At 53.9% G+C, this 24,531-nt stretch carries 17 protein-coding genes and 1 tRNA gene; 15 read left to right on the top strand and 3 right to left on the bottom strand.

Going from position 1 to position 24,531, the window contains the following annotated elements:
- The first annotated feature begins 260 nt into the window (after positions 1-260).
- The 4 genes from ACR0DJ_RS16695 (at position 261) to ACR0DJ_RS16680 (ending at position 4,603) form a co-directional block, all read left to right on the top strand.
- A complete protein-coding gene (locus ACR0DJ_RS16695; protein ID WP_425079331.1) occupies positions 261-1,226 on the top strand; it encodes an ABC transporter substrate-binding protein in 966 nt (321 codons plus the stop codon).
- A gap of 67 nt (positions 1,227-1,293) precedes the next feature.
- A complete protein-coding gene (locus ACR0DJ_RS16690) occupies positions 1,294-2,349 on the top strand; it encodes a quaternary amine ABC transporter ATP-binding protein (RefSeq protein WP_480685708.1) in 1,056 nt (351 codons plus the stop codon).
- Positions 2,346-3,887: an ABC transporter permease gene (locus tag ACR0DJ_RS16685; protein WP_480685706.1), complete on the top strand. Its 1,542-nt coding sequence runs from the start codon at positions 2,346-2,348 to the stop codon at positions 3,885-3,887. The genes ACR0DJ_RS16690 and ACR0DJ_RS16685 overlap by 4 nt, the downstream gene beginning before the upstream one ends.
- On the top strand, positions 3,884-4,603 hold the full coding sequence (locus ACR0DJ_RS16680; protein ID WP_425079333.1) for an alpha/beta fold hydrolase: 720 nt from the start codon (positions 3,884-3,886) through the stop codon (positions 4,601-4,603). Before ACR0DJ_RS16685 ends, ACR0DJ_RS16680 begins: the two co-directional genes overlap by 4 nt.
- A gap of 267 nt (positions 4,604-4,870) precedes the next feature.
- Here the strand turns inward: ACR0DJ_RS16680 and ACR0DJ_RS16675 are convergent, their stop codons facing one another.
- Positions 4,871-5,746, bottom strand: coding sequence for a hypothetical protein (locus ACR0DJ_RS16675; RefSeq protein WP_257599860.1), 876 nt, complete (start codon positions 5,744-5,746; stop codon positions 4,871-4,873).
- A 175-nt stretch (positions 5,747-5,921) separates the two neighbouring features.
- Here ACR0DJ_RS16675 and ACR0DJ_RS16670 point away from each other — a divergent pair.
- From ACR0DJ_RS16670 to ACR0DJ_RS16655, 4 genes are all read left to right on the top strand, one after another.
- Positions 5,922-5,997, top strand: a tRNA-Thr gene (locus tag ACR0DJ_RS16670).
- A 310-nt stretch (positions 5,998-6,307) separates the two neighbouring features.
- Entirely contained in the window at positions 6,308-6,676 is a 369-nt protein-coding gene (locus ACR0DJ_RS16665; protein ID WP_480685703.1) for a DUF3768 domain-containing protein, read from the top strand.
- A 169-nt stretch (positions 6,677-6,845) separates the two neighbouring features.
- Positions 6,846-7,037 carry a DUF3768 domain-containing protein gene (locus ACR0DJ_RS16660; RefSeq protein WP_480685736.1) on the top strand — a complete coding sequence of 64 codons (192 nt, stop codon included), beginning with the start codon at positions 6,846-6,848 and terminating at the stop codon, positions 7,035-7,037.
- On the top strand, positions 7,010-7,114 hold the full coding sequence (locus ACR0DJ_RS16655; RefSeq protein WP_480685735.1) for a DUF3768 domain-containing protein: 105 nt from the start codon (positions 7,010-7,012) through the stop codon (positions 7,112-7,114). The genes ACR0DJ_RS16660 and ACR0DJ_RS16655 overlap by 28 nt, the downstream gene beginning before the upstream one ends.
- On the opposite strand, the gene ACR0DJ_RS16650 is transcribed toward ACR0DJ_RS16655, so the two are convergent.
- A complete protein-coding gene (locus ACR0DJ_RS16650; RefSeq protein ID WP_480686298.1) occupies positions 7,083-7,721 on the bottom strand; it encodes a hypothetical protein in 639 nt (212 codons plus the stop codon). The two genes, ACR0DJ_RS16655 and ACR0DJ_RS16650, sit on opposite strands and share 32 nt — an antisense overlap.
- An 817-nt stretch (positions 7,722-8,538) precedes the next feature.
- Between ACR0DJ_RS16650 and ACR0DJ_RS16645 the strand changes: the two genes are divergently transcribed.
- The 6 genes from ACR0DJ_RS16645 (at position 8,539) to ACR0DJ_RS16620 (ending at position 16,681) form a co-directional block, all read left to right on the top strand.
- Entirely contained in the window at positions 8,539-9,690 is a 1,152-nt protein-coding gene (locus ACR0DJ_RS16645) for a hypothetical protein (protein WP_480686297.1), read from the top strand.
- 245 nt (positions 9,691-9,935) lie between these two features.
- Entirely contained in the window at positions 9,936-10,589 is a 654-nt protein-coding gene (locus tag ACR0DJ_RS16640) for an N-6 DNA methylase (protein WP_480685697.1), read from the top strand.
- Positions 10,586-11,515, top strand: coding sequence for a GIY-YIG nuclease family protein (locus ACR0DJ_RS16635; protein ID WP_480685695.1), 930 nt, complete (start codon positions 10,586-10,588; stop codon positions 11,513-11,515). The genes ACR0DJ_RS16640 and ACR0DJ_RS16635 overlap by 4 nt, the downstream gene beginning before the upstream one ends.
- The gene (locus ACR0DJ_RS16630) at positions 11,512-13,104 is read left to right on the top strand and encodes an Eco57I restriction-modification methylase domain-containing protein (RefSeq protein ID WP_480685693.1); all 1,593 of its coding nucleotides are present in this window, start codon (positions 11,512-11,514) and stop codon (positions 13,102-13,104) included. Before ACR0DJ_RS16635 ends, ACR0DJ_RS16630 begins: the two co-directional genes overlap by 4 nt.
- Positions 13,104-16,061 (top strand): DEAD/DEAH box helicase family protein, encoded by a 2,958-nt coding sequence (locus ACR0DJ_RS16625; RefSeq protein ID WP_480685692.1) that lies wholly within the window; start codon positions 13,104-13,106, stop codon positions 16,059-16,061. The genes ACR0DJ_RS16630 and ACR0DJ_RS16625 overlap by 1 nt, the downstream gene beginning before the upstream one ends.
- Positions 16,058-16,681, top strand: coding sequence for a hypothetical protein (locus tag ACR0DJ_RS16620; RefSeq protein WP_480685691.1), 624 nt, complete (start codon positions 16,058-16,060; stop codon positions 16,679-16,681). Before ACR0DJ_RS16625 ends, ACR0DJ_RS16620 begins: the two co-directional genes overlap by 4 nt.
- Before the next feature lie 149 nt (positions 16,682-16,830).
- Here the strand turns inward: ACR0DJ_RS16620 and ACR0DJ_RS16615 are convergent, their stop codons facing one another.
- The gene (locus ACR0DJ_RS16615) at positions 16,831-18,006 is read right to left on the bottom strand and encodes a tyrosine-type recombinase/integrase (RefSeq protein WP_480685690.1); all 1,176 of its coding nucleotides are present in this window, start codon (positions 18,004-18,006) and stop codon (positions 16,831-16,833) included.
- Positions 18,007-18,888: 882 nt separating this feature from the next.
- Here ACR0DJ_RS16615 and ACR0DJ_RS16610 point away from each other — a divergent pair.
- On the top strand, positions 18,889-24,501 hold the full coding sequence (locus ACR0DJ_RS16610) for a RecQ family ATP-dependent DNA helicase (RefSeq protein ID WP_480685688.1): 5,613 nt from the start codon (positions 18,889-18,891) through the stop codon (positions 24,499-24,501).
- Positions 24,502-24,531 lie beyond the last annotated feature (30 nt).

Genomic DNA, 24,531 nt, shown 5'->3' with positions numbered 1-24,531 from the left:
CCCGCTTGTTAACGACCGTTTTCAACAAGCATACAGGAACTATGCAGAAACAGAATAGTTTGATGAAATGTTCGAATTGGCTCTCGGAAAAGTTCCTGTTCTAGACTTCTGGGTAGGGTCTGGCGGTTGGTCCTCTTTTCAGCCTTCCGTCCGAAGTTGCGGCCAAAAGCAAGTTGGCACGACCCTATTGCGCAATAGGAAAGTCGAACGACGGAAAAAACGACGCCGAACCACGGCGCATTTCAACAGAGGAGAAGACCATGAGAACCAATCTAAAAACGCTGGGGATGGCTGCTGCGGTCAGCGTCTGCGCCATGCCTGCATTCGCAGCCGAAGAGGTGAAAATCGGCGTGCCATCCTGGACCGGCGCACAGGCCATTGCCCATCTGCTGGGCGCGGTCGTGGAAATGCGCATCGGTGGCAAAGTGGAATATGTGCCCGGCAACAACGCCACGATCTTTCAGGCGATGGATCAGGGCAAGGGCGATATCGATGTGCATCCCGATGTTTGGCTGCCCAACCAGGAAAGTTTCACCAAGAAATATGTGGACGAAGCCGGCACCGTTACCTTGTCGTCGAACCCCTACGAGGGCAATCAGGGCTTTTGCGTCAGCAAAGACTTTGGTGAAGCCAACAACATCACCGACATCGCTGATCTGGGTCGCCCGGATGTAGCCGCATTGATGGACAGTGACGGCAATGGCAAAGGTGAAATGTGGATTGGCGCGCCGGGTTGGGCTTCGGCCAATGTGAACGAAGTCAAAACCCGCGATTACGGCCTGCTTGATTTCATCGAGCCGATCCGTGCCGAGGAAAGTGTGAAGACCGCGCGGATCAAGGACAGCATAGCCAAGGGTGAAGGGTACGCCTTCTATTGCTATAAGCCGCATGCGGTCTGGTACATGTTCGACGTTCAGATGTTGACCGAGCCGCCATTTGACCCGGCAAAATACGTGATGGTCCAGCCATCTGATGATCCGGACTGGTACAACAAATCCAGTGTTGCAACCAAGGACGCCCTCAAGAACGTACAGATTGCATGGTCCAACACGCTGCCAGAGCGCTCTCCGGCGATTGCTGATTTCTTCGCGAATTTCGCACTGACGGCGGATGATGTGAGCGGGTTCGCCTATGAGATCAGCGGCAAGGGCCGGGATCCGGCAGAGGTTGCCCGCGAATGGGTCGAAGCGAACCCGGATCGTGTAGACGCCTGGCTGGGTCTCTGATCTTTCGTCCCAAAACAGGGTGGCGGCGATTGGCGGCGCCACCCAAATGCGCACCTCTGGGGGACCCATGAGCGACGATACCGTTATTGAAATCTCGAATGTCTGGAAGATATTCGGGGGCAGGCCCGAGGTGGCGCTGCAAGCGATCCTCGACCGCGGGTTGGACAAGGCCCAGGTGCTGTCTGAATACAACTGCGTTGTCGGCGTGGCGGATGTCAGCCTGTCGGTCAACCGGGGCGAGATATTCTGCATCATGGGCCTGTCAGGCAGCGGAAAATCCACTCTGGTCCGCCACTTCAACCGGTTGTTGGAGCCTACCGCCGGCAAGATCGAAATCGAGGGCACTGACGTGATGGCTCTGGGTCCGAAAGAGCTCCAGCAGTTTCGCAACAACAAGATTGGCATGGTCTTTCAGAACTTTGCGCTGATGCCGCATCGGTCTGTGCTGGACAATGTCGCAATGCCGCTGGAAATCCGGCAAGTCAGCAAGAATGAACGCATGCGCCAGGCAGCCGCTATTCTGGATATCGTCGAACTCGGAGCCTGGGGATCGAAATTCGCACACGAACTGTCCGGTGGTATGCAGCAACGTGTGGGCCTTGCCCGGGCACTGGCGGCGAACCCGGATGTGTTGTTGATGGACGAACCGTTCTCGGCGCTGGACCCGTTGATCCGGCGGCAGTTGCAGGATGAGTTCATCCGACTGAGCAAAATCCTGAAAAAGACGACGATCTTCATCACCCACGACCTGGATGAAGCAGTTCGCATCGGGAACCGGATCGCGATCATGCGCGACGGCAAGGTGGTACAGATCGGGACGGCCGAAGACATCGTCATGAACCCCGCAGATGACTATGTGGCCGATTTCGTTGCGGGCATATCGCGGCTCAAAGTGGTGCGCGCCCATGCGGTCATGCGGCCCATACCAGAGCATGTTGCGACCCATGGGCCGCTATCGGCAGATGCCCCACGTGTAAATGAGGGTGAGAACCTGAGCACGCTGATCAATCTGGCAATCGACAACGACAGCGCAATCCTGGTGGAGGACGGCGGCGTGGATGTTGGCGTCATAACCCGTGCCGATCTGTTGCGCACCGTGATCGAAGGGACCGAAGTGTCATGAGCACATCTGATGTGAACCCGCTGGAAGATACCGAAAGCGAAGCCGCATTGGCGTATGCCGAAGAGCGGCGCGAAAACATACGGGAATTTGTACGCACCAGCCCCGACTACTACATCCGCAACTTCGACAAGATCGGCGCGTCGTCCCGCTTTACACCAACCTTCAATCTGATGGCCGGATTGTTTGGTCCGGTCTGGTTCGGTGCCCGGGGCTTGTGGTCATGGGCGCTGCCATTTCTGATCCTCGAAACAATAGCCTATGTGCAGATCGCGCGCGGGATGTTCGGCGATCTGGCGGCCGAGGCGATGGAACGCATCGCTTCGATTGAAGGGACACTTGAACTGCGCCGTCAGCAGTTGGCCGCTGCCATTGAAAACAATTCGGACAAGATCGACGTTTATCAGCGAACGGTGGACTCGCTCGAGGAAAACATAGGCGGCATCCGCGCCGAAGCCGAAGCGATGGCCGCGGAAGGGCCTTACATCGTTCTGACCGGCCTGATCATTCTGATCATCGTCAAGCTTGTTCAGTCACAGGTGGCAAACTGGGCGCTAGAGGCGCGTTTCTCGGAATGGTTGTCAGATCGTTCAATCCGATCAGCAATGCCGGTATCGCAGATCGTGTTCAGCGCGGTATTCATGGCGCTGATCGTTGCTGCGGCGATGATGCATTACAGCTTTCCGGGGCGCTTCTCGTTGCTCAGCCATTTCCCGACAGACCCCAACATCCGTCTGACCAGCATCACCTGGGTGGAAGACTTCATCGCCTGGTGCGTGCGCAACAGCGAAGCGTTCTTTGACGGGCTGACATTCGGTATCCGTACACTGCTGGACGCGCTTGAGGTCATCTTGGTGCAGACGCCCTGGATCGTGATCGCCAGTCTCATCATTCTGCTGACATGGCTGACTGCGGGCGTCAGCACGGCAATCTACTCGGGCGCGTTTCTGGCCTATATGGGGCTGTTGGGCTTCTGGGAGGGCGCTATGACTACGCTGGCCTTGTTGGGGACAGCGGCGTGCCTGTCGATTGTCATCGGAATTCCACTGGGCATGTTCGCGGCGCGTCGGCCTTGGTTTTATGCTTTCATCCAGCCGATCATGGACTTCATGCAAACCATGCCCGCCTTTGTTTTCATGGTCCCCGTGATCGCGTTTTTTGGTGTCGGCAAGCCGGCGGCGGTCGTGGTCACGATGATTTTCGGCGGCACGCCAGTGGTGCGCCTGACCGTGCTGGGCTTGCGCGGCGTACCCGAAAGTGTACGCGAGGCGGCGATCAGTTTCGGCGCCAACAAATGGTACCTGCTCACCAAGGTCGACTTGCCGCTGGCAAGCCCGTCGATCCGGGCGGGGATCAACCAGACAATCATGCTGTCATTGGCAATGGTTGTCGTGGCGTCGCTGATCGGTGCCAAAGGGCTGGGCGAAGACGTTCTGGAAGCGTTGCAGTACGCGAATGTTGGCCAGGGTATCCTTGCAGGGTTCTCAATCCTGTTCTGTGCGATGATTCTGGATCGGATTGTGCAGGGCGGCCGGAAATGACACCCATCGTATTTGTCCATGGGTTTCTGGGCGGCAGTCGGCAATGGCAACGCCAGGTCGAGGCCTTGCAAGGTTACGATGTCATCACGCTGGATCTGCCGGGTTTTGGCGAAAATGCGCAACGCGACGCATTTTGCAGCATCTCGGGATTCGCGGACTGGGCTCTGAATGAGCTGAAGTTGCGCGATATCGAGACATTCCACCTGGTTGGTCACTCGATGGGTGGAATGGTCGCGCAGGAAATGGTTGCCCGTGCGCCCGAGCGTGTTGACCGTTTGGTTCTTTATGGCACCGGGTCCGTAGGAGTGCTGCCCGGGCGGTTCGAGACCATTGATACCTCGAAAACCCGTGCCTGTTCAGACGGGCCGAAAGTGACGGCGCGGCGGATTGCGGCAACCTGGTTTCTCGAACGCGAAAAAGCCCTGGAATACGAGCTTTGCGCCACGATAGCGCAGAAAAGCAATCTGAAAGCCATGCTCGCTGGTTTGGACGCGATGCATTCCTGGAGCGGTGCTGAAAACCTGCCGGCAATCAAGACGAAAACGCTGGTTATCTGGGGGGATCGTGATCGCACCTATCCATGGAGTCAGACGGAACAGCTGTGGCAATCCATCCCGAATGCAAACCTCGCGGTGATTCCCAACTCTGCACATGCGACGCATCTGGAAAAAGCCGATCTGTTCAATCGGATATTACGAGATTACCTTGCTGCCTGATGCATTGCGCCAAACAAATGAACCGGTCAGATGATGCCAATCTGCGAAGAACCGGATGATCAATTTGGTCGAACGCCATGGTCCGTCAGATCCATCAGTTGATCGGCAGGCTTTTCCGTATCACCGCGTCGCCGCAAGACGCCCGGTTCGTGACCTGATTTTCAGCAGGGCCCCGAATAGGCATGCGTTCCTGCCCTCACGCCGGATTCGTGGAAAAGTTTCTTTCGCGCCATTTGTGCAACACAGCCGACAGCATTGCGCAGGCGATCAGATTTGCAAAACACGAACGTCGGGCATGGACCGGATCGTGGCCAGATCCTGCTCGTAAAGCTCTGTGAACGCTTCAACTATGTCAGAGTTCCAACCCGGCAAGTCGAGCTCTTCTTCGATCTGCTCCGGTCGGGCGTATTCGTCCAGAATATTTGCCATCTCTTCACGTCGGCCGGTCCGGTCAAGGGCGTCCCCTTTTCTCACGATGTCCAATACATGACGTTGTCCCGCCTCTGTCAAAAGAGAAGACAGGAATGCAAACTCTTCGTGAAGCACAGCCTCATCAGGCAATCCCGCTATGGCGCGGATGATATCGCCCCAGATAAGCGGGGAATTCTCGTGTTCCCACAAGGTGAGTTGAACCTGAGGCGCGAGATCCCGCAGGTCTTCGATCATGCCAAGCCAGCTGAGGCAGCTTAAATCGGTACTGGCCAGAATGTCCCGCCGATGGTCTTCATGGATCGAGGCCAGAATCTTTGGGATGAAAACCCCGGGGTTCACCAGCCCTGCAAACACCTGAACCTGGGCGCCATCCAGCAGAGAGTCCGTATGGGCCGTTCTATTCCCCGCAAACGGATAGATCTGGCCGTCTTGCAGTGCGGTGCGCCTGGGGCCAAAGAACTTGTCACTCGACACAACCACGCGGTCCAGGTTCTGGTTTCCGGCAACAAGCTCGGACAATCTGTTCCGTGCGTCTGCATCAGATACACCCTGCATAATCGATTCAGACATCACTTTCACGAATAGCCGGGACCGACGCGGCCCCAGAACCGCAGTTCGGTACTCGGCCAGGACCCTCCTGTTCGCGCCAAGCGAGGACATCACCAGCCCTTCATCCGAAAAGGCAACACCGGCGTGGATGGCAACCTGCATTTTTCCTTTACCCCTTGGCTTTTCTGCATAGCCACGTCCGTTACCATTCGCGAGATACTTGCAACGGATGAATTCAGCGTTTTTTTGCACGTTCTCAGGAAATCGGGCAATGTCTAAGTTTGGGCTAAAATTCAGGCTTGCAGTCAACTGCCAGAGGAAGTAATCGACAGCCAGTGCCCCTATAGCTCAGCTGGTAGAGCAACTGATTTGTAATCAGTAGGTCCGCGGTTCGAGTCCGTGTGGGGGCACCAGAGATTTCAATGGGTTAGCGGGATGTCGTTAGCCCATTTTTTCTTTCCAGCAACCACCTAGCTACCACCCTGCAAAAAAAAGCGTGTTGCTGTGTGGGATTCTGTGTTTTTCGCCTCAACGAATTTGGAGACGGTGTTTCCATCTAAGATTTTGATTTTATGTAAAAAATTGACATACTGTCGATTTTTGGTACACTGTTTTCGACAGCATAGTGCGCAATGGTAAAGCGTGGCGTGATGTCCTGCGATTCTTGGGAATAATCCTGAGCGCATTTTTTCCAACACATCCAAAAAACTCAAGGAGCGTACCATGACGGACAACGCACACTCAGAGCATGTCAAGCTGACAGCGACAATGTCGCCGCTGCAAAAGAACCGAGCATTGAACGATCACTTTCGAAAAACGGCCAAGGGCGGGATCGTTTCTATTTCGTGGGGCATTCACATGCTTGGCCGCGCCGAGGTGGACAACATCATGAAAAAGCTCGGGAGCGCTGAAGGCGACAACAGCTGCGAGGTGGGTGGCGAGCATGACATGGGCGAGATCACGGTGAACAATCGCCGTATCTATTGGGAAATCAACTACTACAATAAAGACCTTGACGACATGTCTGTTGATGCCTCCAACCCAGACCAAACAACGCGGTTTATGACCCTTCTACTCGACAGCGAACTGTAAGCGGCTCGCATGCCATACTAGCAGGCCCAGACGTTGGGCCTGCATTCTCTCTGGACATCATTAACTACAGGACCGTGGATATGACGGATCACGCGAACAATATCCTTTGCTTGAAACCAACTGTGCAAAGATATGTGAGCTGAACGACCGCCGTCGGCGCTTTGAGCTTATGTGGGCGCACGTTGCTATGCCAAGCATCATGGATATAGGGCCACAAACTGTGCAAAACATCATGACGGCTGTGGCAACCTATGATGCCTTAACCGATGACAACAACCCATATGGGAAGCATGGCATTGGCGCAATCACATATGAGGGTCACGCATCTTTTGAATATTCGACTGCTACAACAGAGACCTAAGCGGAGGACCAGAAGACCCCGCGAAACTTTCAGTGACAACGCTTGTTATGACGGTGTTTCTGGCGAGTGAGTGCTAGCGAATTCTTGGTCGCTTCTATTTTTTTCGACACGTTTCGCAGTCTTCCAGCCTTTTCGCTTCCTTCTGCGGTACAAATCAAGAATTGGGTCACCTCCGATTTGCAGAATAAAACCGATTACATACTCAGGCGGAACGTCGTTCTTGTGTGCATATATCAGCTGTCGCGACGATTTTGAAATCTGATCTCTGCTCACGATGCGCTTTGAGTTTTTGCCTAGCCGATTTTCGCCAAGCAAGAGGAGGTAGCACCAGTGGAAAGGGTTCTGTTTGACGTTGGGAGTTGCAATACTTGCAAGCGGCGCGCTGTATGTTGCAGAACGTTTCTGCAGGAAATCAGCAAGAATTTCCTGCTTTTTTAACTCAATCAACTGACGCCCTAGTACATACACCGATCGCTTTAGAACGTTGGCGGGGCGGTTATAGGGAATCTCGTCGCCCTGCGACTCATCGAAAATACGCTGGAACGTTCTTAAACCCACATTGTCTAGATAGCGCAGGTCCGACCTAAGTTTGCCATTGGTTCGGGCAAGCCCCCGGAGAATTTCTCCTTCTTTGCTCAAGGCAATGTTCTCTTCAGTGCGTCGGATTATTCTGATTCGTGCCATGCCTGCTATTTTGCCCAGTTTCTGCCGTTGGGCAGGAAATTTTATTTTGACCACATCTCATATGTGTATCCCCATAGGGATACGAATTTCAAGGAAACTAGTGCTTAGAGGTCTCAAACTGGAAGGCCGTTGGGGCTGGTAGTGCCATCGAGATATAGCCAGAACAGTTTTCTAGCCACGCCTTAAATTTCTGTAACTATATGGAATTTATTGTTTTTTATGTATATGTTGATGGTGCTCCAAAACATGGAGTGGCACCACAGCAGAAGCCGAATAGTTGTGGTTCTCTTGATGGTGTCAAAAGAAACCAAAGTGCAGAAAAAGGAGAGCACAATGGAATATGATGTCAGACCTATGATCAAGAACCGTAAGGGGTCTGTCCCCACCAGTTTCTTGTCAGAAAAGCAAACAGCCGCTTATCTCAACATGTCAGTGAGTTGGCTTCGGAAGTGCCGAGAACTTGGAACTGGACCCGTCTGGATGAAGTTTGGCAATTCGATTCGATATCCGAACGACGCTTTGCTGGGGTATGTTCAGCAGTCCACACGCAACTTCACGGGTGAGTACCGGCTACCACCTGTTAAGCCATCCCAAGAAGGCACAAATAACACCTAGGTCACTGAAGTAATTCAGACGTCCACGTGGATCTGATCACCCCACACGGACATCCGCACTCTGCGGCAACACCACCACACATATCAAAACAACCTAAAATCTTGCGCGGTGTACGGCGCACCACGGCTTTCGCGTGCTCGCGGAAGTGGGGGTGTACTTCTTTGTCGCGCAGGATCCAAAAACTCAAAGATTGGAGACGAAAGTGAAAAATGAAAAGCGGCCCCAAAAAGACAAAAAAAGAACCCCGAACAAGGGGAATAATCCCAAGCTGAAATCGAGTGGGCGTTGTATACGTATATCCCCTACTCAACAATCTACCAAATCTACAGATTGTGATAGTCTAGCACACTCTCAGAGTACCTCTAGAAAGAAACTTTCTTTGGATACCGTCCCCAAAAATCTTGACGGCTATGACGAAGACTTTGAGCACAGCAAAGAGATCCACAAGCAAGACTGTAAGACTCACCAGAAGCGCTGGTTTGCTACTCTTCGCAATCGAGTATTCAAGACAACAGACCTCAAGGACTTTGAAGCGCTTCTCGGCATGGGGGATATTCGTGCGGACTTCATGCCAGCTAGTGATTTGAAGGCACGAAATATGATGGGGCGCTTCCTAATTGATGAGATGGAGAACCTCTATGAATTGGGGGTGAAGAATGCTGCCCTTGATTTTCAGTGGATAACCATCGTCTCGGACCATCTTATGTTCAATGAGAGGGAGGGGGTTGCAAAGATCTATGCGTGTAAGAAGGCGGTCCAAGATGTTCTTCGTAACTACACAGACTATAGCGCTCTGGGAGTGGTGGAGACACAGCCAATCATCAACTACCCGATAGATCAGCGGGGCAAGATGTTTTCTGTTCACGCTCATGTCTTTTGCTGGGGTGCAAAGAGCCAAACTGCCAAACTAAAACGACACAGCAAGCGGTTCAAATCTAGCATAACAAAACTGCCTGTTCATTCCCTGACAGCCTATCATTTTGAAGGTAGTTTTGGTCGACTTGGGCGCTACATGGCTAAGCCACCGTTTGAAGGGAAGGAAGTGAACTTTGAGAAACTCGCGCTAGGCAAGGCCTGCCTGAGCACAGCCAAGCGGGTCGAAAAATATCACGATTTTCGCTTGTTTGAGACGAATGCAAAGATGCCATTGGAAAGCACTCTGTTTGGGGTTCGGGATGGCGCGAATGCACGTATGCGTATCGCAAAGAAACTGCAAAAGTGGCATCGGGATCGCAAAGGCACTGTGTTCGAATTGGCTACTCGTGTGGATCGCCTGTTTGAAGACTTCTTGCGAGACAACAAAAAACTAAAAAACTATAAGCCGCTGGTGGTGAAGTATAAAAAGGGTCAGTAGCTAGCTTTGAGCATGACAAGAAGGGGTGCCATGTGCACCCCTTCCTTTTTCAACTTTGCAGGTATGAGCAGGAAGTTTAGAATTCAGTTTCGCGGCACAAGCGCCAGAGGCTATTAGTTTGGAATTCGCCCCCAGCTCCGATGCGCTGCAACTTTGCATTATGGGTGAAGTCTACCTCGTAAACCTCAAGCACTCGCCTCTCGGAAAGACTTGGCACTTCCGGGGGAATTTGTCATTGTTTGTGTATGAGCCTCATCAAATCTAAAAAACGTGTCGCCGACCACGGCGAAGTCTTCACTCCTGCGTGGATGGTGGACGCTATGCTGGAACTTGTGAGGGGTGAAACAGAGCGGATTGACGCCCGCTTCCTTGAGCCGGCCTGCGGTAGCGGAAACTTCCTCGTGCCGGTCCTGCAACGCAAGCTGGCCGCTGTGCAGATGAAGTATGGTAAGTCTAATTTCAACCGGCGGCAGTACGCGCTTGTGGGCCTGATGTGCTGCTACGGGATAGAAATTCTAGCTGACAACATCGAAGAATGTCGAGCGAACATGCTGGAAGTACTGTCAGACTACCTGCGCCTTGCACCAGAGGACGATCTGTACCGCGCCGCGTCGTATGTTCTTTCGACCAACCTTGTTCACGGCGATGCGTTGACCATGAAAACAACTCTTGGTAGTCCGATTTCGTTTGCGGAATGGGGATATATTGGCAAAGGTAAGTTCCAGCGCCGGGATTTCCGACTAGATGTTTTGACCGGCGCATCCGCATTTAACGCCGAGGGTTCTCTTTTTGCGGGCCTTGGCAATCATGAAATATTTAAACCGATAAGAACCTATTCCCCAATGACAATTAGAGATTTAGCTGATCAATCCGCGTTCGCCGTTGAGGCCGAAAAATGAGCAGCGTTTCAGCTTTTGGCCGGACCATCCAACTCTTTCTGGTCGATGGCAAACCAACTGGATTGCGCAAAGCCACAATACACGGATGGACTGGATTGCTATTTGTATCCGGCGCGTCCGCTTTTGGAGACATGACGGCACGCGACGAGGTGGATCGAACCGGGGTCTACGTTTTAGCTGGCCCAAATCCCGAAAAACCGGGCGGTACGCGGGTCTACATTGGATCGGGGAACTCTGTTTCCGAACGGATCAGGCAAAGTGCGTTGAAGCGGGACTTCTGGGAAACCGCAATCACTGTAACGACGAGTGACGATGATCTATCGAAAGGTCATGCCGAGTACCTCGAAGCCCGATTAATCCAAGTATCGTCTGAGGCCGGTCGTGTAGTGCTCGAAAATGGCACTCAACCAGACACATCGCGCCGCCGACTGCCGGAAGCCGATGTCGCGAATATGGAGCAGTTCCTAGCAAACCTTCAGGTTGTTCTGCCGGTTGTAGGGTTGGACATGCTCAAGCCGCAACCAAAGGCCGTTACTGACACGGCCAAGTCGGTGGAGGAGCGAACGACTGGCGAGACGCAGTTCGAAATTCGACACAAGAGCGGCATTGAAGCGACGGCTGTAGAGGAGGACGGCGAATTTGTCGTTCTCGAAGGCTCCGAAGCCCTGACTGACACTGGTTTTGTTCAGAACCAAACCTACGCCTTGCTGAAGGCGAAACTTATCGCAGATGGGATTTTGGTCGAAAGTACATCGGGCAGGCTGCGTTTTTCGAAACCGTGGAGCTTTAATAGCCCTTCCGCAGCTGCCGCAATCGTACTGGATGGAGCGAGAAACGGTCGACACGAATGGAAAGTCAAAGGCTCCAAACAAACCTATCACGAATGGCAACAGGCGCTTGCTGAGCGTCAGGAAGCGGTAACATGAACAAAGCCGCCTTCACGCTGCGCGGGCGGAACCCGGACGTTCTGTCCTGCATTGCTAATCTGTCCAACGACGAAGTGTTCACGCCGCCCGAGTTCGCCAACAGGATGCTGGACACACTGGCTGAGGCTTGGGCGGCGGATAATGATGGGGCGAGCATATGGGCCGACCCGTCCGTCAAGTTTCTTGACCCATGCACCAAGTCAGGGGTGTTCCTGCGCGAGATCACGAAACGCCTGATCGACGGTCTTGAGCTACAGATGCCCGAGTTGCAAGCTCGTGTGGATCACATCCTGACGCGCCAGGTCTACGGCATTGGCATCACTGAGTTGACCGCCATGCTGGCGCGGCGGTCGCTATATTGCTCGAAACATGCGAATGGCGAACATTCGATAACAAAAGGCTTCAACTCCGAGTCCGGCAATGTCTGGTTTGAGCGCGTTGAGCACAGTTGGGACAAAAAGGGAAAGTGTATTTTCTGTGGAGCCAACCGTTTATCTTTGGACAGGGGCGAAGACAGAGAAAGCCACGCCTACGCTTTCATTCACACCAACAACATAAAAGAGCGCGTGTCAGCGCTATTTGGAGATGACATGCAGTTTGACGTCGTAATCGGCAATCCACCTTATCAATTGGATGATGGCGGACATGGCACTAGTGCCGCCCCTATCTACCAGTTGTTTGTTGAGAAAGCGCTTGAACTTGAACCGCACTATTGCGTCATGGTTACGCCATCGCGCTGGATGGCGGGCGGTAAGGGCTTGGATGGTTATAGAAAGCAAATGCTGTCCGACAAAAGCCTTCGCACAATTGTTGACTACCCAAAGCTATATGAAGGATTTCCCGGCGTTAAAATTCGCGGTGGCATTTCATATTTTCTTTGGGACAGAGATCACAATGGCCCTTGCATAATGCAAACTATTTGGGACGGAGAACCCACTGGACCCGCAGTCGCTAGGCATTTGGACGACTATGATGTGATCGTCCGTAGGAACGAGGCTGTTCCGATATTGAACAAAGTGAAGTCGAAGAACGAGAATACTCTCGAAAAACGGGTTTCAAGCAGGAAACCCTTTGGTTTACCCACAAACTTTAAAGGGAAACCAAAGCCCGATGGGCTTTCTGATCCAGTTAAGCTCTTTCAAAATCAAAGCATCGCTTGGACAGAGCGCACCGTCATCGCCTCCAACCCAGATTGGATTGATAGGTGGAAAGTTCTCATGACTCGTGTTCAAGGAACTAGCGCTGCTGTCGAAACCAAATTTTTGAGCAAACCAATCATTGCCGATCCAGGAACAGCTTGCACTGAGACCTATTTGGTTGCTGGCCACTTTGATACTGAGGCTGAGGCAACGAACTACGCTCGCTATTTATCGACCCGTTTTGTGCGTTTTTTAGTTTCACTTAGAAAGTCGACACAGGATGCGGCAAAGGGCGTCTATACCTTTGTGCCTGACCTTGCCACTTCCGAAGTATGGACGGACCAAAAACTCTACCGCCGATATGACTTCTCAGAGGAAGAAATAGCATTCATCGAGGCGCAGATTTCCCCCCATGACACAGACTTGTTTGACGATTTGGATGACGAATAATGAACCAAACCGTAGATGACATTCTAGAACCAAAGCCAAAAGCACGCCCACGCATCTACGCTTACTCGATTAATGATCCTGCCCATGAGGGCCTCCTCAAAGTCGGGCAAACCACACGGGATGTGCGTGCGCGTGTGGGCGAACAGCTTCGCACGGCGTTCATCGAAAATTTTAGGATCGAATTGGATGAACCTGCCGAACGCCATGATGGCTCTGTCATCACGGATCACGAGGTTCGCGACGCCTTAAAGGCCAAGGGGTTTGAAAACCCATCGCTGGAATGGATGCGGTGTTCGCTCGCAGACGTGCTAACTGTTCTGACTGAATTGCGCACGGGCCAGAAACACACGGGCACGCACCACCAGACCTTTGCCATGCGCCAAGAACAAGCCGAAGCAGTCGAACAAACACACGCCTATTACATGTCCCGCTGGTCTGAGGACATGCACGCTGTTCCGCGCTTTCTCTGGAACGCCAAGATGCGCTACGGCAAGACCTTCACGACCTACCAGTTGGCGCGAAAAATGAACGCAAAGCGGGTTCTGGTGTTGACCTTCAAGCCAGCTGTTGAAGATGCATGGCAGACCGACTTAGAGAGCCATGTCGATTTCGATGGCTGGCAATATCTGTCCCGCAAGTCGGACGCCGATCCCACCCAGATAGATGAGAGTAAACCTGTGGTTTACTTTGGGTCGTTCCAAGACATGCTGGGCAGGGACAAGCTGGGGAATATCAAGGCCCGCAATGAGTGGCTTCATGCTGTCAATTGGGACTTGGTGGTCTTTGACGAATATCATTTCGGTGCATGGCGCGAGAGTGCAAAGGAGTTGTTCGAAGGGGAAGAAGAAGCCCTTGAGCGCGAGGAAAAGCTGCTTGAAGATGCTAGGAAGCTAACCGACCGTGTGGCCGAAATGCAGGAGCCGCTTGAAGCCGAGGCCGAGTTCCTACCGATCACGACGCGGGCATACCTCTACCTGTCAGGGACACCATTCAAGGCGCTGGCGACGGGTGAGTTCATCGAAGAACAGATTTTCAACTGGACTTATACCGACGAGCAACGCGCCAAAGCCGAATTTTCCGTGAATAACCCCGGTCAATGGAACCCATACGGCTCGCTGCCGCAGATGCGGTTGCTGACTTATCAAATGCCAGATGAGTTGCTGTCCATCGCCAGTGCTGGTGAGTTTGACGAGTTCGACCTGAACGAGTTCTTTGCTGCAACCGGGACCGATGATGCGGCAGAATTCAAACACAAGGACGAAGTGCAGACGTGGTTGAATATCATCAGGGGCCAGCACGCGGCCCATGCGGTGGACAACCTCAGAACAGGAACGAGACCGCCGTTTCCATACTCTGACGTTCGGCTGTTACCATACCTCCAACACTCGTTTTGGTTCATGCCAAATATCGCCGCTTGTCACGCTATGGCTAAGCTTCTGGCCGAGCGGCAAAATACCTATTGGCACGAATACGAAGTGGTGGTGTCGGCTGGCCCGTCGGCAGGCATCGGGCTTGAAGCCTTGCCACCTGTTCGCGCGGCCATCGGCAGTGGCTTCGACACGAAATCGATCACGCTCTCCTGCGGCAAGCTCACCACCGGCGTAACGGTCAAGCAGTGGTCTTCAATCTTGATGCTGCGGAACTTGAAATCTCCTGAAACATACTTTCAAGCAGCGTTTAGAGTGCAATCGCCGTGGGCGATCAAGAACCCCAACGGCGACAATCCTAGCGAAGAAGAGGTTCTCAAGCCGGTTTGCTTTGTGTTCGACTTCGCACCGACCCGCGCCCTTCGGCAGCTTTCCGATTACGGCATTGGGCTATCACCGAATGAGCCTAACCCAGAAAACGCGGTTCGTGATCTTGTGTCATTCCTTCCCGTGCTGGCCTACGATGGTGCGAACATGACCCAGATTGACGCCGGTGGCATTCTGGATATCGCAATGGCCGGAACCTCAGCGACATTGCTGGCGCGCAAGTGGGAAAGCGCGCTTTTGGTGAACGTTGATAATGATACCCTTCGCCGCATCATGAATCACGAAGAAGCTATGAAGGCAGTGGAACGCATCGAAGGGTGGCGAGCGCTCGGCGACAACATCATCGAGACGATCATCAACAAGAGCGAAAAAGTTAAAGACCTAAAGAAAAAGGCCAAGTCAGGAGACATCACGGATAGGGAAAAGAAGGAGCTTTCCACCGAGGAAAAAGAGTTCAAATCGAAGCGCAAACTGGTTCAAGAAAAGCTGGTCAAATTTGCAACTCGGATACCTGCGTTCATGTATCTGACTGATTTCCGCGAAAATACGCTCCAAGATGTAATTACAAAGCTTGAACCGGACCTGTTTTTGAGTGTGACAGGGCTAACCGTTTCGGACTTCCATTTGCTGGTTCGCCTCAAGGTTTTTAACACCGAGCATATGAACCAAGCGGTATTCGCATTCCGTAGATATGAAGATGCGTCTCTATCTTACAGTGGCCTCGATAGTCATGCTGGACTGACGAAGATTGGTTTGTACGATACAGTCGTCGGTAAGCCCGAAGCATCGGGCGTCCGCACTTTAACAAACGTGCAAAATGCCATTAAGGCGCACTGGGAAGGTGCTCCCGCCGAAAATGCAGTACGTATTTTAGACGGAATAGCCCAGTTGCAGAAAGCTAAAGGGGACGTACTAAGGATCCGCGACATATCAAGAATTCTGGATGCTGCAAAGTTGTCGGGCGATCTCATCGCCGCAATGGCAATTTTGGTCCAATCAGAGTTCGCTGTCTTTAAGGCTGGTGGTGAGTTGGTAGATGACGACGGTAGGCGGTACAAGCTCTCACCAGAAGAATTTCAGCGTGTCTTAGACTTGGACACAGTTCTTCATCCGCTTTCTCGGCATGAAGTCTCAGATGCATCCGAAAAGATTGAGTTGTACTTCGAGTTGGATACCGAAGTTTTCGAAGGCACAAAGCTATGACCCAAAGAGAACCTACTCTTGCCGAAGTCCGTGCCAAATTTGATGGTACTGCACACGGAGCGGCAACTGATTTCTTCCTAGCTCAAAATCACGATGCGAGGGTTAAAGCTGTTCAAAAGGGCGTCGATTTTGCCTGTGCTGAGTTGGAAAAGAGGAGCAGTAAAAAACAGGGGCTGGGTGAGGACGCCATTACTTTGGACATCTGTTCGATGCTGAGCATGGCCGGATTTCAAGCGTCACACGACAAGTACAATAACGGCCATTGTGATATTGTGGTCGATGGAAAAGACACTTTTGTGTGGCTGGCTGAGGCGAAAGAGCACAGCAATTACAATTGGTTGGATAAGGGCTTCCAACAGTTAGCAACACGGTACTCAACGGGTACAATTGGACAGAACCATGCAGATGTGCTGGTTTATTGTTACAATGCCGATGCAAAAGCGATGCTTGATAAATGGCGAAAAGAGTTGGTGAAACGCAACATCAACGTGGAGGCCGAAGAATCCTCCTGCGGCAACCCGCTCCTGTTTTGCTCAAAAAACAAGCACACCAAAAGTGGATTGGATTTCCACGTCCGTCACAAAGTTATTGTGCTACATTGGGATCCGAAAGACAGATAGCCGCCAACACCAAGAGAACCGTTTAAAGACTATCTGATGTAAATTCGGTGGCTGTTCCACGCCATTCTCGTCAGTTTAATTTGGGTCGATGGACGCATATGTACTCATTGCTTCCAAGCTTTCGATCCAATTATTGGGCTGACTGAGTGTTACTTTATCGCCTTTCCAATTGCTTGCCCAATCGTGTCAGCAGCACGCAAGGCTGGGTCCGCGTCGACATGTGCGTAGCGTGCTGTTGTTTGTGTTTGCGTGTGTCCCAGCAAACGCCCAATGATGGGAAGCGCTACACCTTGACCAACGGCAACGCTTGCCGCCGTGTGGCGAAGGTCATGAATACGCAGGTCATCAAGCCCCGCTTCCCCGCATACCAGTTTCCAAGGCTTCGACAGGTTGACGATTGCCTTGTCCGCTTTCACGCCTGGAAAAACAAACTTGGACGATTGATGGCGCGTGGTGATCTTTTGGTTTTGAAGGACCGTGATCGCTTCAGTGCTGAGGAACAGTGACTTTGCACCTGTCTTGCTATCTGGGAGTGCGATAATACGCCGTTCCCAATCAATCCAACTCCATTCGCTGTTTGAGATTTCGCCGCGCCGCGCGCCCACGAGTAGAAGCAAGCGAAACAGATTAGCCATGTCGGGCCAGAGAAGCCCCAAGTCCACTAGGTTTGTCAGAGCAGCGCCAAGCCGTTCTATTTCTTCCAGTGTCATGTATCGCTCCCGCTTCCCCTCAGCGTGGCGACGCACGTAACGGCAAGGGTTGGTGCCTTGGTCGCGAAATTCCCAGATTTCAGCAAGGGTCATCATCTTTGAAAGCACGGCAATCGAACGGTTCGCTTGGTAAGGTTTGTCACCCATCGAGCTATGCAAGCGATCAACATCAGCGCGGGAAATATCCCCAACGCGTCGATTTCCGAACGCAGGCTCCAATATGTTTTTCCAAAGTGAACGATAGTCGCGGACGGTCGCGGGTTTGAGCCGCTTCATGTCGCCTTTGTCGAAGCGATCCCAAAGGTCGCTCAACGATGGCGCTTCGCGTTTCTTGACTTTGTCGCTTTGAGGGTCTTCGCCTTTGGCGACTTGGGTTGCGCATTCTCTGGCAATGTTCCGAGCTGTTTCCAAGGGAATCTCACCGTGGCTACCGATAGTCATCCAGCGCGTAGGGGCACGCCGTCCTCCGCCATGCGGGCGATACTTGAAGATATAGCGCTTCCTGCCGGACTGCAGGATTTTGACGCCAAAGCCAGACAAGCTGCCGTCCCACAAAAATACTGGTTTTTTCGGATCGTGCTCTGCTTCGTCTATGCGGCGTTTGGTTAGTTTCATAGGTTGCCTCTGAACTCTTTGATTTTGGTAATGGCAACCACCCAGCTACCACCGTGCGTGTTGTCATGTGCAAAAGCAAAGTATCAAATCGCGCCCGAGCATCAAATAAAAATCATTAAAAACAATATGTTATGATGCAATGCGGTGTAGTGTGGTAAAACGTAGTAGAACGCAAATTTCAAATTTGTAATCAGTAGGTCCGCGGTTCGAGTCCGTGTGGGGGCACCATCTAAAACGCTTAGCCTTCAACGCCATCAAATCAGTTACACCCAACAAATTCAGGTGCTTGCCTGTTTCCTGGTTGGGTTTGACATGGGTTGGAACGTAATGTGAACCTTGTAACGAACGCGGTTCTACAAGGACGCGATATGCCGCAGCTTAAGTTCTCGGATTCGACCCTAAAAACGCTGTCGGCGATTAAAACGACATGGTTCACCGACCCAGATGTGAAGGATCTGCGCCTGTGCGTCACCAAAGGCGGGGTCAAAACATGGTAGGTCAACAAGTGGGATTCTGAGGCCCGGAAGACCCGCGCCGTCAAACTCGGCCAATGGGCGAACCAAGGCACGCATTGCGCCTGGGCCAAGAAACAGGTCGGCAAGGCGCTGCTCGCAATTCAGGAAGGCAATGCCCTGACCAAGGGCGAGCGCGAACCGAAACGGGCTGAGCTCGGCATCCCGACATTTGCGGACACACCGGAGCAATACAATACCCAACGGACAACGGCACGGGCGTCAAGCAACCGTCCAGATCGCCCGCCTGCCTGGCTTCGGCTGGGAAAAGGGAAAGTCGGGCCTCTGACGAAGGCCCGCAACAACGCCGTTGTGCAATGTCTCAAAAAGGTATTCTCTGACTTCACCCATTAACAGTTGCGCATCACAAATGAACGGTCGACATACCGAATTTCTTTCCAAATGTCTGTCCATCGATCTGGAGGTGGATCCCAAAACCGCCAAGGTATTTGCCTTTGCCGCCGTTCGAAACGATGAGCAACCAGCTTTGAAGTCGGGCGCCAGCGCGCTGGAGAAAAATCTCGACCGCCTTGAAGAGGCCATCGCAAGTGTTTCACACCCGATTGGTCACAATTTTCTGCACCACGATATGGAACACCTGGTCGCCGCCAGACCACGGCTGGGCCGGATCATGCAGGCCCCGATTGATACGCTGTGGCTGAACCCGCTGGCCTTCCCGCGCAACCCCTATCACCATCTGGTCAAACACTATCACGACGGGCGGTTGGCCGCAGGGCATATCAATGATCCGGAACTGGACGCCCGGCTTGTCTTTGAGGTACTGGCCAATCAGCTCGACGCTTTTCAAAACCTTGCCCAAAGCGAGCCGGATGCCCTTGCAGCCTATCACTACCTGACCACCCGAATGGAACAGTCGGAAGGGTTCGAAGCGGTTTTCCAGTACCTACGAAAAGCCAATTGCCCGCCGCAGGATGAAGCCGTCACTGCCATCCGCCGGATGCTGGATGGTCGGGCTTGTGGCAAAAGGGTCGAACAGACTCTGAGGCGGCTTGGCAATCCCCGAAACGGATGGCCCATGGCCTATGCCCTGTCCTGGATCACCGTAGCGGGAGGGGACTCGGTCATGCCGCCATGGGTCCGGGCGCAGTTTCGCGAGGCATCTCTGATTGTCCGGCATCTCAGGGATACGTCCTGCAAAGACCCCGCCTGCCTGTGGTGCGCGGAACAGAATGACCCGGTCCGTGCGCTGAACAGGTGGTTCGGGTTCGACAGTTTCCGCCCACAGCCTGTGGATCCAGATGGTCGCCCCTTGCAGGAGCGCATTGTCGATGAGGCAATGTCCGGAAACAGCCTGTTGGGCATTCTGCCAACAGGCACCGGCAAGTCCGTGTGTTACCAGGTGCCCGCTTTGTCGCGGTTCGACAAAATCGGGGCGTTGACCGTGGTCATTTCCCCGTTGGTCGCGCTGATGGCCGATCAGGTTCAGGGTATGGAGCGCGTGGGTATTTCCTGTTCCGTGACTGTGAATGGTCAGATGTCCATGCCCGAGCGACAAGACGCGCTGGACAAGGTCCGCATGGGCGATGCGGGCATTCTGATCATCTCGCCCGAGCAATTGCGCAGTACGTCCATCCGGTCGGTGCTGGCACAGCGCGAAGTTGGCCTGTGGGCTATTGACGAGGCGCACTGCGTGTCGAAATGGGGTCATGATTTCAGGCCGGACTACAGGTATCTGGGGCGGTTCATCAAAGAGTTCTCGGGCGACCAGCCCCCTGCCCCGATCCTCTGCCTCACGGCGACCGCCAAACCCGAGGTGATCGCGGATATCGTCGAGCATTTCCAGTCTCGCGCCGGGGTCGAACTGCTGTCGCTTGATGGTGGGGCATCGCGGAAGAACCTGACATTTGATGTCAGGCCTACAACTAAGAACAGCAAACTGACCGATGTCCTGAAAGTGATCGAAGAGTTGCTGCCCGCTGAGGGCCGATCCGGCGCCGTGATCTATTGCGCGACGCGTAATGAGACCGAGCGCGTTGCCGAGTTTCTGAAATCACAAGGCATGGACGCTGCACATTTCCACGCCGGGCTCGGGTCTGATGACAAACACGATGTCCAGGAACGGTTCCGGGTCGGAGACCTGCGGGTGATCGCAGCCACCAACGCTTTTGGCATGGGCATCGACAAACCCGATATCCGGCTGGTGGTTCATGCAGACATACCCGGGTCGTTGGAAAACTACCTACAGGAGGCTGGGCGCGCCGGACGCGACCGCGAAGACGCCGATTGCGTGCTTTTGTACGCCGGGGATGATGTGGAGCGCCAGTTCAGGCTGTCTGCGGGTTCGCGTTTGGCACGGCATGAAATCGGAGCCATTCTGAAAGCCCTGCGCCGGATCGACGAGCGCACACGCAAGGCTGGCAAGATCGTCGCCACCGCGGGTGAGATTGTCCGAGACGAAAAGGATCAAGAATTCGAACGGGACAGCGCGACGGACGACACCCGTGTCAAGACGGCGGTGTCATGGCTTGAGGAAGCGACCCTTGTCACGCGCGAAGAGAACCATGTTCGTATTTTCCCGTCTTCGCTGACGGTCGGCACCTTGGACGAGGCGAAACAACGGCTTGCGGATGCGGAGATCACCCAAGCGTATCGCAAACAATTGCTGGCCATCGTGCAGCATCTGATTTTGGCCCCGGCGGATGAAGGGATCTCAACCGATCAGCTCTGCGGCGTCAGCGGTTTGACACCTGGTGCACTGACCAAGGCAATGGCCAATCTCGAAAGCTTTGGCATCGCGCGCAACGACGTCGCGATCACGCTCTTCATCCATGTCGGTGTGGCGCAATCGTCTTCCGGACGCCTCACGCAGGCTGCAAATCTGGAGCGGGATTTGATCGCATCGATGCGAGAGCTGGCACCGGATGCCGACAAGGAAACGCCAATGCCCCTGAACCTGCAGGAAACCTGCCAGCGTCTGCGCGATCAGGACCACACCGATGCCCGCCCTTATATCATCGACAAACTGATCCGGGGCATAGCACGGGACGGCAAGGGGCAGGATGGTGGCACCGGCAATATCAGGTTGCGCAAAATCAGCAGGAACACCCTGAACGTGACGCGGGTAAGATCGTGGGAAGTCATTGCCCAGACGGCCGAGCTCCGGTGGCAAGCGGCTGGAATTCTACTGAAATTCCTGACCGGGCGGCTTGACAAAGGCGCGCGCGGCAAAGACCTGCCGGTTGAAACCACTGTGGGTGACCTTCTGGCGCAGCTCACGCAGGATGCCGTTTTGAAATCCAGCGGTCTGCGCGACATGACCAAGCTTTTGGAACGCTCGCTGCTGTGGATGCATGAACAGGGCGTGCTGACATTGGGGAAAGGGCTGACGGTGTTCCGCCCCGCCATGACCATATTCCTCAACCCGAAAGGCGGCCAGTTCACGCAATCCGACTTCCTTCCTCTGGAAGAGCATTACGCCGAACAGACGCTTCAGACCCATGTCATGGCAACTTATGCGGAAACCGGTCTGGACAGGATGACGGACGCCGAACGCCTGTCGGAAGATTACTTTCTGCTCAACAAAGAGCAGTTCATGAAACGTTGGATGCCCGGCATGGCACGTGAGGTCCGACGACAGACAACCAACAAGTCCTGGACCGCCATTGTCGATGACCTGGGCAACAAGGTCCAACAGGACATCGTCGCGGACGATCGCGACCAGACCAATGTTCTGGTTCTGGCGGGCCCCGGATCGGGGAAGACCCGCGTTCTGGTGCATCGGATCGCTTATCTGTTGCGGATGAAGCGTGAAGACCCGCGCGGTATTCTGGTACTGGCCTACAACCGCCATGCTGCTGCCGAAATCCGTGTTCGGCTGCGGGCGCTGGTGGGCGATGATGCGGCGGGGGTCACGATCTCGACGTGCCATTCGCTTGCAATGAAGCTGGTTGGAGCCAGTTTTGCCGGGGTTGAGGCCGCAACGGAAGATTTCGACAATGTCATTCTGGAGGCGGTGCGCCAGCTCAGCCCCGAAGGGCTGACCAAAGCCGAAGCCGAGGCACAGCGCGAAAGCCTGATACAAGGGTTTCGCTGGATATTGGTGGACGAATATCAGGACATTGGCCCAGAGGAATATGCGCTCATTTCCGCCGTGGCAGGTCGGTCGCTGGAAGATGCCGAACTTAAACTCAGCCTGTTTGCCGTGGGCGATGATGACCAGAATATCTATGCCTTCAACGGTGCCTCGGTCGATTTCATCCGCAGGTTCGAAGAGGACTACAAGGCCAGACCATCATTTCTGATCGAGAATTACCGCTCGACGGCTCATATTGTCGAGGCCGCCAATCAGGTCATATCCAAAGCGGCTGATCGAATGAAGGCGGACCACGATATCAGGATAAATCAGGCGCGAGTTTCCCAACCCAGTGGCGGGCGTCTGGAGGAGAAGGATTCCGTTGCCCAAGGTCGAGTGCAGCTGCTTGACGTCCCACCCGGCGCCATGCCGCAAGCGGCGGTAGCCATCGATGAACTGATACGCCTGTCTCGACTGGACCCCAATTGGAACTGGTCCCGCGTTGCCGTGATTTCCCGAGACTGGAAATCACTGGATGCCGTTCGGACCTATGCCGAGGTGCAGGGATTGCGCGTGGATATGGCCAACGAAGAGCTTCCAAATGTTTGGCGATTGAGGGAAACCCAACGTCTGGTATCCGGGCTGCGCGGGAAACAAGGCGCACTTCTGGGTATTCAGGACATCCTCACGGTCCTGAATGATCAACCTCGCAACAAATGGGTGGATTTGCTGGCAGAAGGTGTGGCGGAGTTGGCCCGGGAGTTGGGCACCAAAACTATGCCGGTACCTGACATCATTGAATGGATTGCTGACTGGTCCCGGGATACGCGGGGCGAACAGCGCGGATTGCTGTTGCTGACGGCGCACAGGGCGAAAGGCCTTGAATTCGACCATGTCGCCATTCTGAACGGCGGCTGGACGCGGGTTTCGAAGGAAGAAGATCCCGAAGCTCCTCGTCGCCTGTTCTACGTGGCAATGACCCGTGCACAGCAAAGCCTGACCGTGCTGACATCCGGAGAGCACCCGTTTCTGAAATCGGGTTCAGATTCAGTTCTGCACAGGCGCGTGACGCCCGACCTGAACGAAACCTCGTTGCCCGCAACGAAATACCAGATGCCTGCGCTGGATATCGTGGACTTGTCGTTCGCCGGTCGCCAAGGGGATGCACATGACGTGCACAAGGCCGTGCGCTCGGCCAAGGTCGGGGACTCTCTTTCCCTGGTGTTTCAACAACCTCATTGGGTCTTGCTGGACGCCCAAAACCGTGTTGTCGGACGTATGGCCAAATCGTGGAAGCCCCCCCGTGGGCATGTGTTCGCCTCTGGTCAGATCGGTGCGATTATCAATTGGCGCAAAATCGACAGCAGTGAAGACTATGCACACTATCACAGGCGCGACAGCTGGGAGACGGTACTGCCTGAGCTGATCTTCCGACATGAGAATGCCGAAGCCTCGAATGCTCCGCTGATGCCGACGGCCCCAGAGGCTGACCAGACGGACCGTGTCCGGGAAAATCCATATCGACAAACGACGCACCCTTCTGCACAGGCTTTGGAGGTCTCGGTTCCAGAACCACAGGAGATTGATAAGCCGCCGAAACGCGACCTCAAAACGTTCATCGAAACAGTTGTTGCCGAGACAGGTTCCTGGGATGGTCTTTCGGCGGCGTTGGCAGAGAAAAACATAGTACTGGCGCCCAAGGGCGGCGGCCTTGTCGTCAAATACGCTTCGACCGGCGAAGAAATCACCAAGATTTCTGCGCTTGGCTTCAAATACATCGATCTGATCCGCCGTTACGGCGAAGGTTTCCCGGATCACCACGCGACCTGGCTGGTCGAAAAAGCGCTGAACGACGACTATGTTCCCAAAGGCCCACGGCGATCCAGAAAAGCAGGTAGCCGCAAAAGAAAATCGAACGACGATGACGATTTTTCGCTGATCGAAGATTGATGGATTGGCTGCTTCGGAAAGATCAAGTGG

Source organism: Ruegeria sp. BF10 (assembly GCF_056538725.1).
This window is presented reverse-complemented; position numbering and strand designations above follow the sequence as displayed.